This is a genomic window from Granulicella sp. S156, assembly GCF_009766105.1.
GTDB lineage: Bacteria > Acidobacteriota > Terriglobia > Terriglobales > Acidobacteriaceae > Granulicella.
The window spans coordinates 443,799-458,788 of record NZ_LMUH01000022.1 but is presented as its reverse complement, the minus strand read 5'-3'; the positions used below and the strand labels follow the sequence as shown (position 1 = coordinate 458,788).

General features: G+C 58.8%; 13 protein-coding genes and 1 pseudogene. 7 read left to right on the top strand and 7 right to left on the bottom strand.

Annotated features, from left to right (window positions below; genetic code table 11):
* Nucleotides 1-254, bottom strand: a pseudogene (locus GSQ91_RS17660) (hypothetical protein); the annotation flags it as partial.
* Between the two features lie 426 nt (nt 255-680).
* Between GSQ91_RS17660 and GSQ91_RS17655 the strand changes: the two are divergent.
* Entirely contained in the window at nt 681-1,265 is a 585-nt protein-coding gene (locus tag GSQ91_RS17655; protein WP_158823066.1) for a DUF421 domain-containing protein, read from the top strand.
* Between the two features lie 9 nt (nt 1,266-1,274).
* On the opposite strand, the gene GSQ91_RS17650 is transcribed toward GSQ91_RS17655, so the two are convergent.
* Nucleotides 1,275-1,472, bottom strand: coding sequence for a hypothetical protein (locus tag GSQ91_RS17650; protein WP_158823065.1), 198 nt, complete (start codon nt 1,470-1,472; stop codon nt 1,275-1,277).
* A gap of 123 nt (nt 1,473-1,595) precedes the next feature.
* On the opposite strand from GSQ91_RS17650, the gene acs reads away from it, so the two are divergent.
* Nucleotides 1,596-3,578, top strand: a complete 1,983-nt coding sequence (acs, locus tag GSQ91_RS17645; protein WP_158823064.1) for an acetate--CoA ligase — start codon at nt 1,596-1,598, stop codon at nt 3,576-3,578.
* Between the two features lie 83 nt (nt 3,579-3,661).
* On the opposite strand, the gene GSQ91_RS17640 is transcribed toward acs, so the two are convergent.
* On the bottom strand, nt 3,662-4,231 hold the full coding sequence (locus GSQ91_RS17640) for a DUF4440 domain-containing protein (RefSeq protein WP_158823063.1): 570 nt from the start codon (nt 4,229-4,231) through the stop codon (nt 3,662-3,664).
* Nucleotides 4,232-4,275: 44 nt separating this feature from the next.
* Nucleotides 4,276-6,126: a FecR domain-containing protein gene (locus tag GSQ91_RS25750; protein ID WP_216845305.1), complete on the bottom strand. Its 1,851-nt coding sequence runs from the start codon at nt 6,124-6,126 to the stop codon at nt 4,276-4,278.
* 219 nt (nt 6,127-6,345) lie between these two features.
* Between GSQ91_RS25750 and GSQ91_RS17625 the strand changes: the two genes are divergently transcribed.
* Nucleotides 6,346-7,734 (top strand): dicarboxylate/amino acid:cation symporter, encoded by a 1,389-nt coding sequence (locus tag GSQ91_RS17625; RefSeq protein WP_158823062.1) that lies wholly within the window; start codon nt 6,346-6,348, stop codon nt 7,732-7,734.
* Between the two features lie 77 nt (nt 7,735-7,811).
* Here the strand turns inward: GSQ91_RS17625 and GSQ91_RS17620 are convergent, their stop codons facing one another.
* Together GSQ91_RS17620 and purB are read right to left on the bottom strand one after the other, a co-directional pair.
* The gene (locus tag GSQ91_RS17620; RefSeq protein WP_158823061.1) at nt 7,812-8,891 is read right to left on the bottom strand and encodes an alpha/beta hydrolase; all 1,080 of its coding nucleotides are present in this window, start codon (nt 8,889-8,891) and stop codon (nt 7,812-7,814) included.
* A 149-nt stretch (nt 8,892-9,040) separates the two neighbouring features.
* On the bottom strand, nt 9,041-10,339 hold the full coding sequence (purB, locus tag GSQ91_RS17615; protein WP_158823060.1) for an adenylosuccinate lyase: 1,299 nt from the start codon (nt 10,337-10,339) through the stop codon (nt 9,041-9,043).
* A 153-nt stretch (nt 10,340-10,492) separates the two neighbouring features.
* Between purB and GSQ91_RS17610 the strand changes: the two genes are divergently transcribed.
* On the top strand, nt 10,493-10,969 hold the full coding sequence (locus GSQ91_RS17610; protein ID WP_158823059.1) for a MarR family winged helix-turn-helix transcriptional regulator: 477 nt from the start codon (nt 10,493-10,495) through the stop codon (nt 10,967-10,969).
* Nucleotides 10,969-12,801, top strand: a complete 1,833-nt coding sequence (locus GSQ91_RS17605) for a chloride channel protein (RefSeq protein WP_158823058.1) — start codon at nt 10,969-10,971, stop codon at nt 12,799-12,801. The genes GSQ91_RS17610 and GSQ91_RS17605 overlap by 1 nt, the downstream gene beginning before the upstream one ends.
* A 189-nt stretch (nt 12,802-12,990) precedes the next feature.
* Here GSQ91_RS17605 and GSQ91_RS17600 read toward each other — a convergent pair whose 3' ends face one another.
* Nucleotides 12,991-13,254 (bottom strand): glutaredoxin family protein, encoded by a 264-nt coding sequence (locus GSQ91_RS17600; RefSeq protein ID WP_158823057.1) that lies wholly within the window; start codon nt 13,252-13,254, stop codon nt 12,991-12,993.
* Nucleotides 13,255-13,364: 110 nt separating this feature from the next.
* Between GSQ91_RS17600 and GSQ91_RS17595 the strand changes: the two genes are divergently transcribed.
* Together GSQ91_RS17595 and GSQ91_RS17590 are read left to right on the top strand one after the other, a co-directional pair.
* Nucleotides 13,365-13,748: a DUF302 domain-containing protein gene (locus GSQ91_RS17595; protein WP_254064668.1), complete on the top strand. Its 384-nt coding sequence runs from the start codon at nt 13,365-13,367 to the stop codon at nt 13,746-13,748.
* Nucleotides 13,749-13,776: 28 nt separating this feature from the next.
* On the top strand, nt 13,777-14,748 hold the full coding sequence (locus tag GSQ91_RS17590; RefSeq protein WP_158823056.1) for a glycoside hydrolase family 43 protein: 972 nt from the start codon (nt 13,777-13,779) through the stop codon (nt 14,746-14,748).
* Nucleotides 14,749-14,990 lie beyond the last annotated feature (242 nt).

The window sequence follows — 14,990 nt, the reverse complement described above, 5'->3', positions numbered from 1 at the left end:
GGCGGAGGGGGCTTGGGTACCGGTTGGACCTCAGGCGGCTTTGGTGGAAGCGTAAGCACCGCAACCTCTTTGGCGACCGTGGGGTTATTCTTCACCACGAAGCCGAGGGCTATGATGATGCCCGCGGCCACGACGTTGATCGTGATCGAGGTAATAGCCGCACTTTTGCTGCGCTTGCCATCGTCGAGAACGCCGAAGTGGCTGAAGCTGATGTCCTTCGGTTTCGGGTCGTTGCTGCGGAGCGGCTGAGCCATGTTTTGGTAGATTCCTGATGCCTTTGGGATACGAACCGATTCAATGAATGAACGGATGAAGTTATGAGAAAGATACCAGAATCAGCAGTCTTTCCCTACGTGCGCCAGTGGTGCCTTGTGTACAACTCTTATGGTTTTGATACCGTTACGACGGCAAGTGTTGTTTCTATGTCGTAAGAACAACTTTCTACGCGGGCTGTCAGCCTCTAGTACGTGGTATTTGACGGTCGTGGAAGGAGAACGGGTGCGGTTACCCCGGAGCTTTCCCCGATAGCGTGGTTCACGGCAGATATATATAGGAGCGAAAGGTGTTTACGAGATTTTCTTTCCGAAAAATAGCACGGCACGATCTTTACAAGACGTAGCAAAGATGAAGCCATTCCAGCGGCAGGCGCATAAAACCTAAGGGTCAGGGAGTCACAAATCATGGACAGCATTATGCACAGCATGTTCCATCTGCCGTTGCCGGTGATGGAGAAGATTCTTCGCCCCATCATCGTTTATCTCTGTCTCATCGTATTTCTTCGGCTCTTTGGCAAGCGTGAACTGGCGCAGTTGAACCCCTTTGATCTGGTGGTGCTGCTCAGTCTCTCGAATACGGTGCAGAATGCGATTATCGGTGATGATAACTCGGTGAGTGGAGGCATCATCGGGGCCTTTTCGCTGCTGGCCATCAACTGGCTGCTGACGTGGTTTTTGTATCGATCGCCCAGGTTGAACCAGACGCTGGAGGGCTCGCAGACGATGTTGATCGCGAACGGTGTCGTCTCGGAGGAAGCGCTGAAAAAAGAGACCCTGACGTATGAGGAGTTGGTCTCTGTGCTCAATAAGAACGGATTCAACGACCCTGCCGACGTTGACCAATGCGTGCTGGAGCCGAATGGCACATTTTTCGTGAAGGGTAAGACTCCGACTACGGAAACAGTACATAGCAGGGAGCTTATGCAGGCTATCGAGCAGCTTACGGCACAGGTTACGGCTATGCGGGCCGAGCTGGCGGGCCGCCAGTAAGCACATTCCTTAGCCCAGGGGTGGTTTTGCGGTGTGCAGCCTGGCGCGCTCTTTGAGCAGACGAGGCGTTGGTGTGGGAAGTTCGGCATCCCGGACTGCGGCACGGTAGCCTCCGAGAAAGATGGAGTACATCACAGCAAGAGCGCAGCCCACGCCGAAGACGAACCCGAGGAAGAATCCAATAGTCGAGCTAACCAGAAAGTTCACAGTTTTGATGATGTCACGCCATTTATGACCGTGCGTGTTGCCTCAGATGAGGCGATGACGTACTTTTGCCTTGGGCCTGTTCTCGCTAGACGAGAATGTCGGCCCCGGAGCCGAGAGCAGTCTATGTCTGTTGAAAGCACGTCTGTGGAAAGCAAACCCAACGAAAACTTTGAATCGCTCATGCGGGAGGATCGTGTTTTTCCGCCACCTGCGGAGTTTGCCGCCAAGGCGCGTATCGGCAGCGAAGCCGAGTATGAGCGAATGTACAAGCGCAGCGTCGAAGATCCGGAAGGTTTCTGGGCCGAGGCGGCTGCTGAACTAGAGTGGTTCACGCCGTGGACGAAGGTGCTTGAAGGCGCCGGGCCGCATGCGAAGTGGTTTACCGGCGGCAAACTGAACCTCTCGCATAACTGCGTCGACCGCCACGCGAAGGGTGCACGCAAGGACAAGGTGGCTCTCCTGTGGGAAGGCGAGCCGGGCGAAGTCCGCAAGCTGACCTATGCCGAATTGCACGTAGAGGTGCAGAAGTTTGCCAATGTGCTCAAGTCGATCGGCGTGAAGAAGGGCGACCGCGTCGCGGTGTACATGGGCATGAGCCCGGAGCTGGCGATTGCGTTGCTGGCCTGTGCGCGCATCGGAGCGGTACATTCGGTGATCTTCGGCGGATTTGCAGCGCAGGCTATCTCGGATCGCGTGAATGACTCCGATTGTCAGGTGGTGGTGACGCAGGACCTCAGCTACCGTCGCGGCGCTGAGGTGAAGCTGAAGAAGATTGTCGACGAAGCCCTGGAGAAGTGCCCGGGAGTGCGGCAGGTTGTCGTGTATCAGCGTGCTCCGTCCGTGACGGTTGCGATGAAAGAGGGCCGCGATCTCTGGTGGCACGAGGCGATGGCCTCCGCGGCTGCCGAATGTGCTGCGGAACCGATGGACGCCGAAGATCCCCTGTACATCCTGTACACCAGCGGGACAACTGGCAAACCCAAGGGTCTTGTTCATACGACGGGCGGCTACTCCGTACAGACGTATCTGACGAGTAAGTACATCTTCGATCTGCAGGATCATGATGTGTATTGGTGCACCGCTGACATCGGTTGGGTAACCGGGCATAGCTATGTGGTCTATGGGCCGTTGCAGAACGGTGTCACCGTGATGATGTATGAGGGCGCTCCGAACTGGCCGGAGAACGATCGTTTCTGGAAGATCGTCGACGACCATAAGGTGACGGTCTTCTACACGGCGCCGACGGCGATCCGCGCGTTTATCAAGTGGGGCAACGAGTGGGTGCATAAGTATTCGCTGGCGAGCCTGCGGCTGCTCGGAACAGTCGGTGAGCCGATCAATCCCGAGGCGTGGATGTGGTATCACCGCGAGATTGGCAAGGAGCGTTGCCCGATTGTCGATACCTGGTGGCAGACCGAGACGGGAGCGATCCTGATTGCGCCGATTCCTGGCGCTGTCGCGACGAAACCCGGTTCGGCGACGAGACCGTTCTTCGGCGTGGTGCCAGAGGTTGTGACGAAGGAAGGCGATCCGGTTCCCGCAGGACAGGGCGGACTGCTGGTCATCAAGAAGCCGTGGCCGTCGATTGCACGGACGATCTGGGGCGATCCCGAACGGTATGAGAAGGCGTATTTCTCAGAGATTCCCGGAATTTACTTTACGGGCGATGGCGCCCGTCGCGATGCCGATGGCTACTACTGGCTGATGGGCCGCGTAGACGATGTGATTAACGTCAGCGGCCACCGGCTAGGCACGATGGAGATCGAGTCCGCGCTGGTGGCGCACCCGAAGGTGGCGGAGGCCGCCGTGGTGGGGCGTCCATGTGAGATGAAGGGGCAGGCGATTGCCGCGTTCGTGACGCTCGAAGAGGGACATGAGCCAACCGAGGAACTCCGGCAGGAGCTGCGGCAGTGGGTCGCGAAGGAGATCGGCGGCCTAGCCCGTCCCGACGACATGCGCTTTACGCAGATGCTGCCCAAGACGCGCTCGGGCAAGATCATGCGACGGCTGCTGCGCGAGCTCGCAACGACCGGTGAGGTGAAGGGCGATACGACTACTCTGGAGGACTTTGGCGTGCTGGCAAAGCTAAGGGAGAACGACGAGTAGTCAGTTATCCCTCAAAACAGCGTTCCACTTCATGTGGTTATAGAGAGCAAAGATGCGGATATCCGCCTCTTTGCTCTCGTTGTTTAAGGGGTTGGCAGTTTGCAACAATCGCCGACTGCGGGAGCGTCTTCGGCGCTGGCATCGAGCGCTACCTTCCATGCGCCTGAGACCTTCTTCCAAAAGGTGATGTAACGGCCTGAGAGCGTTATCGGTTGGCCCTTGGCATCGTGCGCATGCGCGTCATAGTGACCCCAGGTGAAACCTGTGTCGCCAGAGGGCCCCATCTGAGCACCTTCGGCGTACCAGGAGAGCTGGTAGGTCTTGGGGTCCCAGTTGGCTGCGGCTGCAATGGCTGTCCGTCCGAGTACGGCGGGCTTGCCGTTGTTCAGGGTAACGGCGTCGTCGGCAAACCACGAGGCGAAGGCCTTGCCGCCTCCTTTGGCCACTGAGTCGGAGAACTGGCCTTCCAGTTTGATCAACTCGATCACCTCCGGTGAAAGTGTTGGCATCGTCACCGGATTGAGTTTGAACGTAGAACTGAGAGGGTCGCCGGGTGCAGGCGCGGTTGCCGTGGGAGTGCTCTGAGCGAACAAGTCTGCGGACACAAGGAGCGTTGCAGCTAGAACAAGACGCGAGATCGTGACGCGATTCATGGAGAAATTGTACTTTGCGGAGTCACAACACTTGTGGACTGGATCTATTTATGTCCGCCTCCACCGCCTCCACCACCCGATGAGGCGCCTCCGCCACCGGATGATGCACCACCACCTCCGCCGCCACCTCCGCCCGAACTCCCGTGAGAACCCCCACCGCCTCCGCCACTACCACCGGATGACCCAGAGGACGAGCCTCTGGAGGAACCACCACTACTGCCACCTGATCGCGCAGAGGAGCCTGTGGCACCAGACCCTCGGTTGCCTCCGAAGCTGCTGCCTCCTCGTCCCGAATCGCCGTCCGATCGAGCTCCGTTCGTACGACCGCCAAAGGGTTCGCTAATGGTGGTGCTTCGGCCTCCCTGTGTAACCTGTCTGGCCAGCATGAAGCTCTGGGACTTGTGGTCGAAGGTGATGATGGCTCCGGGATTCATCCCATGCGACTCTTTATTGCCGGTGAAGGTGTCTTTGACCAGATGTGCTTCGAGGTGCGGAGCCTCCGTTCGGGCGAGCGGAGGGAAGTACGGGCTACGAAAATCCTTTGGCGGCTCTTGCAGAAGTTTGATCGACGACTTGGGATCGAAGGCGACCTGTTCGACAGACTTGCTCTTGTTATTCGGTACGAAGATTCCGTGCTTCAGATTCAGAGGGGGCTTACCTTCGACGTCGTGTGGATGGCGGGGAACATAGCCGGTGGTGCGTCCGGATTTGACCCAATGCAGTGGAGGGTGATGGTGTCTCTTGCCAACGACCCATACATAGCGATGCTGCCGGTAAAGCCAACTGCCGGAGTTACAGACGACCCAATCGTAGGGATAGTCATCGTCTACAAGCTCACTCCCGATCACGTCAGTGAGGCCTGTTGCGGGATCGTCTTGAAGCAGGTAGCGAAGTCTGTCAGGGGAACAGGGAAAGGGGTCTTCGTCCTCCCAGTATGGTGAGGAACTGGCTGCGTAGCCTACCTGCTGAAATTGCGGTGAACCTTGAGGCATCGGCTGTTGCGGTGCCGAAGGCGCAGATGCAGACTGCTGATATTCAGGCTGTCCGCTCGCCTTCGCCTGATGGGTCCAACCGTGGGACGGCTCCCAGCATGTGCCGTAGGGCGCACAGGCGAAGAAAGTTCCCTGGGCGTTCATGTCTGCCAGTCCAGGAAGGGGGGAAGAGAGCCCCGCATCCTTCATGACAGCGGAGAGGGAATCAGACCGTGCATTGACGCGATCAACTACCCATTTATCCCACTCAGCAAAGTTGGAGGACGCGGATGTATCCAGGACAAAAGGCAGGCCGTTGTGGGAGGTGAAGGTTTGCCCTTTCGTGGCTTGCACCGTCCCGCCACTTGTCAGATGAAGACTTGCCGAAGAGTCTTGCGGTGTAAGAGCGGTGGCGTCGAGATAGCTATTAACCCGCAGATAGGCTTTTTCGGGATATCGGAGTGAGACGGCATTCGTAGGCGTAGAGAGTAAAAACCATTCGCCGGCAGCGATGGTTTTGACGTTCAAGTTGATCGTGCCGGTAAGAAGGGTGATCGCGGTATGAGGAACGCCATCCGTGCTGCTGAGAATGTTAAAGACAAGTGCGGAGTTTTCGGCGAGATACAGGGTGGAAGCGTCTTCGAGCTCGATCTCGGCGCGACCTTGGCCTGTAACGAGACTGAAGCCTTCCTCCAGAGGGATATTGGCTGAAGCTCTCTCCCAGGTTGCTCCTGTAGTCCGTTCCGCCTGCTTGCCGCGTGAGATGCGCACGTCGCCCTGGACAAGGCTCAGCCGCACAATCTGCGGGTAAGCAATTGGAGGAGTCGGCGAATCCTGCGCAGCAGCTCGTATGAAGTTGCCGGAAAGGGTGAGTGTGCTGGAGAGAAGAAGGATTGACAGGTAAAGGCGACTAGCGATGTTCATGAGAGCCCTCCGCGCGGGCTTGCGTCATGTTTCTGAAAAGAAGTGCGCTGCACGGTTGAGCAGACTTCTTTCCATTGTTGGAAGACCGTTCACAACCAGCAACAGACGTAATATACGTCCAGTGGTTGGTGTTAGACGCGGAATGTTGCGATTAATTTACAGCTGACCAAACAATCTAACACGTGCCTATCCCTGGCGGCCGCTGATATCCTTCGCGGAATGGCTAATGGATTTTCAAGAAAAGATCTGGTCCTGCTCGGGCCTGGATTGGCAACTCTGGCACTTGGAGCTGTATTGCAGCTTTTGCATGTGCCCTACGCTCTCATAGCACGTTGGATCGGTGTGGCGCTGCTGGCAGCCTTTGCAGTGCGGCGGCGGAGCCTGACGCCCTGGATCTTTGTAGCGATGATTGCCGGCGCTGAGCTCGGCTTCGACGCCCCTCACTTCGCGGTTGGACTGCGGGTGTTCTCCGACATCTTTTTGCGGCTCATCAAGACCATCGTTGCCCCGCTCATCCTCGCGACTCTGGTCGTCGGCATTGCAGGGCACGGCGACCTTAAGGGTGTCGGGCGCATGGGCATCAAGACGCTGGTGTACTTCGAGGTGGTCACGACTCTGGCTCTCGGGATCGGGCTATTGGCGATCAATATTACGAAAGCCGGTGTAGGCCTGGCGCTTCCGGCGGCAGTGAATGTAGTGCAAGCGGTGGCTGCACCTCCTCCTACTCACTGGGATGACTTTCTGCTGCATATCTTTCCTGAGAACCTCGCCAAGAGCGTTGCTGAGGGACAGATTCTGCAGGTTGCGGTGTTCGCTGTGTTCTTCGGGATTGCGTTGGCGACTCTGAGCGAGGCCAAACGCGGACCTGTGCTGCGGCTGTGCGAGAGCCTCAGCGAGGTCATGTTCCGGTTTACGAACGTAGTGATGTACTTCGCGCCAATCGGCGTGGGGGCGGCGATGGCGTATACCGTCGGCCACATGGGGTTAGGCGTGCTGGTGAACCTCGGGAAGCTGCTGCTAACACTCTATGGAGCGCTGGTGCTGTTCGCTGTTGCCGTGCTCCTTCCAGCGGCGATGCTCTTCAAGGTGCCGATTGCGAGATTCATCGCAGCGGTCGCGGAGCCGGCCACGATTGCTTTTGCCACCGCAACCAGTGAGGCCGCACTGCCGCGTGCGATGGAGCAGATGGAGGCGCTTGGAGTGCCGCGTCGCATTGTGGCGTTTGTCATTCCGGCGGGCTACAGCTTCAACCTCGATGGCTCGACGCTATACCTTGCCGTCGCCAGTATCTTCGTCGCGCAGGCGGCGGGTATTCACATGTCGCTCGGCCAGCAACTGCTGATGATGGCGACACTCGTGCTCACAAGCAAAGGCGTCGCGGGCGTTCCACGCGCGACGCTGGTGGTGTTGCTCGCGACCGCATCGACCTTCCATCTGCCCGTCGAGCCGATCTTTGTCATCCTTGGCATCGACGCACTGATGGACATGGCACGCACGATGGTGAACGTCGTCGGCAACTGTCTGGCCAGCGTTGTCGTCGCGCAATGGGAAGGCGTCTTCGGTACGGAACTGCCGGACGAGATCGTGCTGGAAGGCGTCGAGGCATAGAAGGTCTTTCGTTTCTCACGAAAGAATTCGACCTTTAGTCCCAAGCCTTATCTCACGACAAATGCTCTGTCCACGATCTACCAGCAGTTCGGATCAGGCTGTGTGCTCGTGGTCTTGTTGTCGGGTCTGCCGGGTTGCGGAGGTTGTGAGGCGGGGGGTGGTGGGTTCGGGCAAGGTGTGGAAGTGGGTACGCCCGTTGAAGGGCCACTGGGGCCATGGTGCGGCGGAGCCAGTGGGGGAAGAACTCCAATAGACCGCAGCCAGATGGTGGCCAATATCGTCCAGTGTTCCTCGGGCATTCCAACGGGATGTATCCCGAAGCCGTGGCCACCGGCGCTGAAGAGATGCATATCGGCGGGGACATTGGCATCCATTAGCGCCCGATAGTAGACCAGAGAGTTCTTGATGTGGGTGTGGTCATTCTCGGCCTGGATCAGGAACGTAGGTGGAGTGAACCTATTGGGTGTGTAGGCCGGGTCAAGTGTGGTCTGTTCGGGTTCGATGGTCAGATAGGCGGGATAGGCGACGATGGCGAAGTTAGCACGTGCATCGACCTTGGTGTCTATGTCTGCAGAGGCGGGCGTGCTTTCAACGTGCTGATCGTCGGGGTGCGTGCTGAGCAGGACGGCCAGATTGGCTCCGGCCGAAAACCCGACTACACCGATGTGCGCGGGATCGATGTGCCACTCGGACGCGTGTGCGCGGGCAAGACGCATGGCCTGCTGGGCGTCTTCGAGATCGGCGGGATTATCTGGATAGCGGCCTTTCTCGGGAACGCGATACTTCACCAGCAGGCAGGTCATGCCGACTGAGTTGAGCCACTCGCAGGTGTCGGTGCCTTCGCCGTCCCAGGCGAGTCGAACGTAGCCTCCACCGGGGAAGACGAGCGCGGCTGCGCCGGTGTTCTTGCCTCCCGTAGGCGGATACACGCTGAGCGTAGGCTTCGTGACATTCGTCAGGCGCGCTGTGCGATGTCCGCTGATGAAGGAGTCTTTGTCCGTTGTTACGTCGCGTTCTGGTTCGGTGGTTTGAGCGGGTTCGGGTGTAGCGTGGGGCCAGAGAGGAAGAACGACCTGCTGTGCGAGTGCCACAGACGAAAGAGCGGCGAGGCTACAGGCAACGAAGCTACAGACGTGGGCGCGCAGGAAAATCTTCATGCGCAGAATAGTACGTCGTAAACCGCCTCCAAGGGAAAGGCAGCGCGAAGTCAGGCAAGTACATGGCTGGAATAGACAGCTACGTTGTCCGCTTGTTCGTGGTCATCCCGAGTTGTGTTTTCGGGATGACCACGAACAAGAGCAGCAATTTAGTCTTCAGCTAAGACACGGGCAAACACCGTGTCGATGTTGCTGAGTTGGCGATTGACATCGAAGGCCGCTGCCACTTTTTCCGGCGAGAGGCGAGCTTTGATCTCTGGATCGTTTTCGATGAGCTCGCGGTAGTTCAGCTCATTCTGCCAGGCGTTCATGGCATGCGATTGCACGAGACGATAGGCGTCTTCGCGAGTCATGCCGGCGGCGGCGAGATCGATGAGCAACTGGCCGCTGAAGATCAGGCCTCCGGTGGATTCCAGGTTCCTCAGCATGCGCGCCGGGTAGACGAGCAGCTTCTCAATCAGCGTCGCCGCCTTGTCGAGCAGGTAATCGGCGAGGATTGTTGTGTCGGGCAGGATGACGCGTTCGGCTGACGAGTGCGAGATGTCGCGTTCGTGCCAGAGGGCTACGTTTTCCAGGGCTACCTGAGCGTTGCCGCGAACTACGCGTGCGAGTCCGCTGATGTTCTCGCAGGTGATGGGGTTGCGCTTGTGCGGCATGGCGCTGGAGCCTTTTTGACCTGCGGAGAAGAACTCCTCCGCCTCGCGTACCTCGGTACGCTGCAGGTGGCGAATCTCCGTGGCGATCTTATCGAGCGTGGAGCAGAGCACAGCAAGGGTTGTGATGTAGGCGGCGTGGCGATCGCGCTGCAGGACCTGCGTGGAGATCAGGGCATGCTTGAGTCCGAGCGAGCGGACGATGTCCTCTTCGTGCTCGGGCTTGAGTTTGCCGAAGGCTCCCACCGCGCCGGAGATCTTACCCACGCGGAGGTCTTCGGCAGCCGCGTCGAAGCGGCTTAGGTTGCGGCCCATCTCCGAGTACCAGAGCAGGAGCTTCATGCCGAAGGTCGTAGGCTCGGCGTGGACGCCGTGCGTGCGGCCGATGGTGGGCGTGTGCTGGAACTCGATGGCTCGTTTCCGCAGGACCTCGCGCAACCGCAGAATGCCGGAACGGATGATCTCGGAGGCTTGGGTGAGGGCCAGTGCCTGGGCTGTGTCGACGACGTCGGTGGAGGTGAGTCCGTAGTGCAGCCAACGGGCTTCGGGGCCGACCGACTCCGCGACCGCCTGGGTGAAGGCGAGTACATCGTGACGGGTTTCGGCTTCGATGGCGTGGATGCGCTCGACGGTAAAGCTGGAGCGCTCATGGAGTGCCGTAGCGGCTTCCGCGGGCACCATGCCAGCGCGGACAAGGGCGTCGGTTGCGGCTAATTCGACACGCAGCCAGTTGCGGTACTTGTTTTCTTCGGACCAAATGCTGGCCATCTGTGGACGGGCGTATCGGGCGATCAATAGGACTCCTGGAGGTTTCTTTGGCTCAAGGCTAGTGTAACGAGTTGGAGAAGCCCGGGCATCAGGATCTGTGGCATTTCGGGGTGGAAGTGGTACTGCTGGAAGAGGGGTGGCTATAAATATCGTGAGACGATATAATTGAGTCATACGCTTATGAGAGTAGAAAACACAGAATCGAACAGCATTCCGCATCTGGTTGAATTGGCTGAGTTTAGATATCAGCTACGGGCATTTCTCAGCTTTAGTGAAGCGGCGTCGGAGACCTGTGGGATCGCGGCGCAGCAGTATCAGCTCATGCAGGTTATCGCGGCGACGCCTGAAGGCCGGTCGGCGACGATCAGCTACCTGGCGGAGAGAATGATTCTGCGGCACAACAGCGCTGTGGAGCTCGTGGATCGCGCGGAGCGGGCTGGGATGGTGCGGCGCAGGAACGATGAGCAGGACTTGCGGCGGTCCTTAGTCGAACTTACTCCCTCGGGGAGGGAGATTCTGCAGCGGCTGGTGGCAGAGCACCTGGAATATCTTGGAACGCACGGCGAGGGGATTACGCGGACACTCCGCATCCTGCAATCAGCGCCTCAGGAGGGGAATCGCACCCATGTTGAGGGCGAAAAAGACGGGGATCGATAATGCAGCAGCTTGGCAGTAAATGGCGCGGTAGCGTGTTGCGGGACTACTCGGCAGACAGCCGAATTCTGTATGTGAGTGCGCTGGCCGGTGGCCTGGGCGCTGTGAGTGCTGTTGCTGCCTGGGCTCTTTTGGAGATGATCGCGCTCTGTACGAACTTGTTCTACTTCCATCGCTGGAGCTTTGTCGAACACGATCCATGGCAGAGCGGTGTGCATTGGTGGTCGCCGATGATGCCCGTGCTGGGTGGGTTGATCGTCGGGTTGATGGCGCGCTATCTGTCGCCGAAGGTGCGTGGGCACGGCATGCCGGAGGCGGTCGAGACGATCGTCTTTGGCGGAGGCAAGGTGCAGCCGCGTGTGGCGATCCTGAAGCCGGTGGCGACGGCGATCTCGATCGGCTCAGGTGGCCCGTTCGGAGCTGAGGGCCCGGTCATCATCACGGGAGGCGCGATCGGCTCGGTGCTGGGGCAGCTGTTGCCGATGACCGACTCCGAGCGCACGGTGCTGATGGTGGCAGGAGCGTCGGCGGGTATGGCCGCAACCTTCAACTGCCCTATGTCGGCGACACTTCTGGCGGTGGAGATCCTGCTCTTCGAGTGGCGACCGAGGTCGCTGGTTCCGGTGGCGATTGCCTGCGTCACAGCAGGTGCCGTCCGGCGGCTGCTACTGGGGCCGCAATCGCTTCTGCACATGGTGCCAACGGGCGCGCCGGTGTATCACTCGGCCATGCTGGGAGCGCTGGTTCTGGGAATCATTGCGGCGTTTGTCGCTGCGGGGCTGAGCAAGGCGGTTCATTTCACGGAACACATGTTCGAGAAGCTGCCCATTCACTGGATGTGGTGGCCGGCGATCGGTGGTCTGGGTATCGGGCTGGGCGGGTTGGTCTTTCCGCAGGCGCTGGGTGTGGGCTACAGCGTGATTCAGCAGATGATCTCGGGAGATACGGCGTGGAAGCTGCTGGCCGGGGTACTGATCGTCAAAAGCTTGATCTGGGTGTTCTCCCTGGGGTCGAATACAGCTGGAGGCATTCTGGCTCCGCTGCTGATGATCGGCGGAGCGCTGGGCGCGGCGGTGGGGCATCTGATGCCTGTGATGTCGCCGGGCGCCTGGGTGCTGGTGGGGATGACCTCTGTGCTGACGGCAGCGATTGGGTGTCCGCTGACCTCGGCGATGCTGGCGTTGGAGCTGACCCACAACGGCGGGTTGATGCTGCCGGTGCTGCTTGCCTGTGTATCGGCCTATGCGGTGAGCGCGCTGGTGCAGCCACGGTCAATGCTGACGGAGAGCCTGAGCCGGCGTGGGCTGCATCTGAGTCGGGAGTTTGGTGTCGACCCGCTGGAGACGATGCTGGCCAGTCAGGCGATGCATACCAGCGTCTTTGCCCTCAATGACAGCGCCACACGTAAGGACGCGGCGGACTGGTTGCGCAAGATGGATGAGCGAGGTGCGGAAGCCTGGTCGCACTGGCAGCGGGTGTTTCCGCTGGTCGATGCAGATGGCAAGTTGACTGGCCTGCTGACACGTTCGCAGATGATGGCCGCCGCCAAGCAAGCGGATCTGTCACAGCCACTGGTGCTGAGCGGATCCACGACGCCGATCACCGTATCGCCGCGCGATACGCTGCGCGAGTGCGCGGTGATGATGGCCGAGACCAAGCTGACGTCGTTTCCAGTGGTGAACGCAGATGGCAAGTTGGTCGGCGTCATCATGATCGATGACCTGTTGAAGGGACGTAGCGAGCAGTCTCAGAGAGAGAACATGCGAGAACGTGTGCTGCGGCTCAGGTGGCCTTTTGGGGGGCGTGGTGAAGAAGTAGTGACAAGTGATAAGTGACAAGTCGTAAGGGCTGAAAGTCCGATATATCTCGCCAGCGCAGACGAGATATATCGGGCTTTCAGCCCTTTATCGATTGCTTAGATCCTTACCTGGGGCTTGCGCCCCAGGCTGGGATATACCGCCCCTTTGGGGCTGGCATTGTGCCGCTTCCAGGTGTTTGGGTAAATCCGTACCACTCGTCACTCGTCACTTACAACCAGCGTTTACGCCGAAGAGTTCGGACATCTCGTCGTGGAGGAATCCCTTGCCGGGCTTGTAGGGCTGGATCCATTTGCCGTCGAGGACGAACTGCGGGATGCCGCGTTTGCCGGTCTGGGCGATGACCTTGTCGGCGGCGCCGGGGGTCGTTTCGATATTGATCTCGGTGTAGGGAATCGAGTGCGTGGCGAGAAAGCGCTTGGCCTCGCGACAGTCGCGGCACCAATCGGCAGAATAAACAAGAAGATCCATAGGGATATTGTCGCCGATATGGCACGATGATTGCACGCGGTTGCTTTGGCCCAACCCGTAAAGTCTTGAAGATAAAGAGCGGAAGTCAAGCCACGAGAAAGGCTGTGTGTATGCCGGAAGGTATTCAAACTTGTACCAGCAGCTACTCCGTCGACGAGGTTGTTGCACGGTTGGAGACACTGCTTCAGGAGAAGGGGATCAAGCTTTTCTGCGTCGTCGATCACTCCGGCGAGGCTAAGACGGCTGGCTTGGAGATGCCCGCGACGAAGTTGCTGATCTTTGGAAACCCGAAGGGTGGGACGCCAGTGATGCTCGCAGCGCCGAGCGCGGCGCTGGACCTGCCGCTCAAAATTCTTGTCTCCGAGAGTGGGGAGGGGAAGACACTTCTCTCGTGGAACGATCCCGCCTGGCTACAACAACGGCATAGCTTCCCGGAGGAGTTCATTCCGAATCTTTCGGCTGCGGGAGTATTGGCGAGAAAAGCTGCCGAGTGAGATGAGCGCGGCGGCCCTAAGGAAATTTATGACTCATGCACGGAGCATCGTATCGTTCGTTTTGGGAGTCATCGCCCTCGTGGGTGGTGCTTATGCCCAGACATCCAATCCAATTCTTCCGCACGCCGATCCGTTTATCACGTTCGACCCCGTCACGCGCGATGGACAGTATGTGCTGACGACGACCGGGCGGGACATCATTTTATGGAGTGGGCCAACCCCAGCCACCGCTGCCACGAACTCACACGTCGTCTTTACCCCGAAGGACGGCATGACTCAGACCTGGTCTCCCACGGTGTGGAAGATGGATGGACACTGGTGGATCTACTTCACCGCACAGATGCCAGGCGAGAAACATAAGATTTATGTGCTGCGATCCGACACGGATGACGTGGTGGGAACTTATACCTTCAAGGGAGCGTTGGAGACAGGGCGGCAGTCCATCGATCCTTCGCTGCTGGTTGTCGGCAAATTGCGCTACCTGATGTATGTGACCGTAGACAGCGGAGCCAACCAGATATGGATTCGCCGGCTGAAGGGGCCGATGCAATTCGAGGGCGAGGCCGCGCTGATTGCAGATCCGGAGGCACCGTGGGAGAAGGGCGCAGGTTCCAGCAAGAATTATCCAGTGGATGAGGGGCCAACGGCGCTGTATCACGCGGGCAAGACCTTCATCGTGTTTTCAGCGAGCGACACGGCCTCGCCGCGCTATTGCCTTGGTCTTCTTGAGCTGCAGGGGCGTGATCCCATGCTTCGTGCGAACTGGAAGAAGACACCGCAGCCGGTCTTCGCGTGGTCTCCTGAGAACTCCATCTACGGGCCGGGACGTGGAACATTCGCGAGAGCAAAGGACGGCAGCTTCTGGTTACTCTATGCGGCGAAGACGACCGACGCGGAGAATGCTGCGCGCAGAGAGACCCGTGCGCAACGGTTTCTGTGGCACTCGGATGGTACTCCGGATTTTGGTGCGCCAGAAAAAGATGGTCCGATTAAGCCATGACGGCCAGCACGTCGAGTGGTCCCGCTCAGGATGATGCTTGCCGATGCGAAAACCATCTTCAACATGAATTGCCATGTCCTTTTCGCTGGGAGCACCTGAAGGGATACCTTGACCGCTTTCAAAGTACGCGCCTTCCCGAAATATGGCGTTCCGTAAGCTATTACGGCTTAGTCCCGACAATGTTGGCTAATGAGATGGTCCGCCGCTTGATTTACCTGCGAGAGCAGGAGGATCGTGGTGGC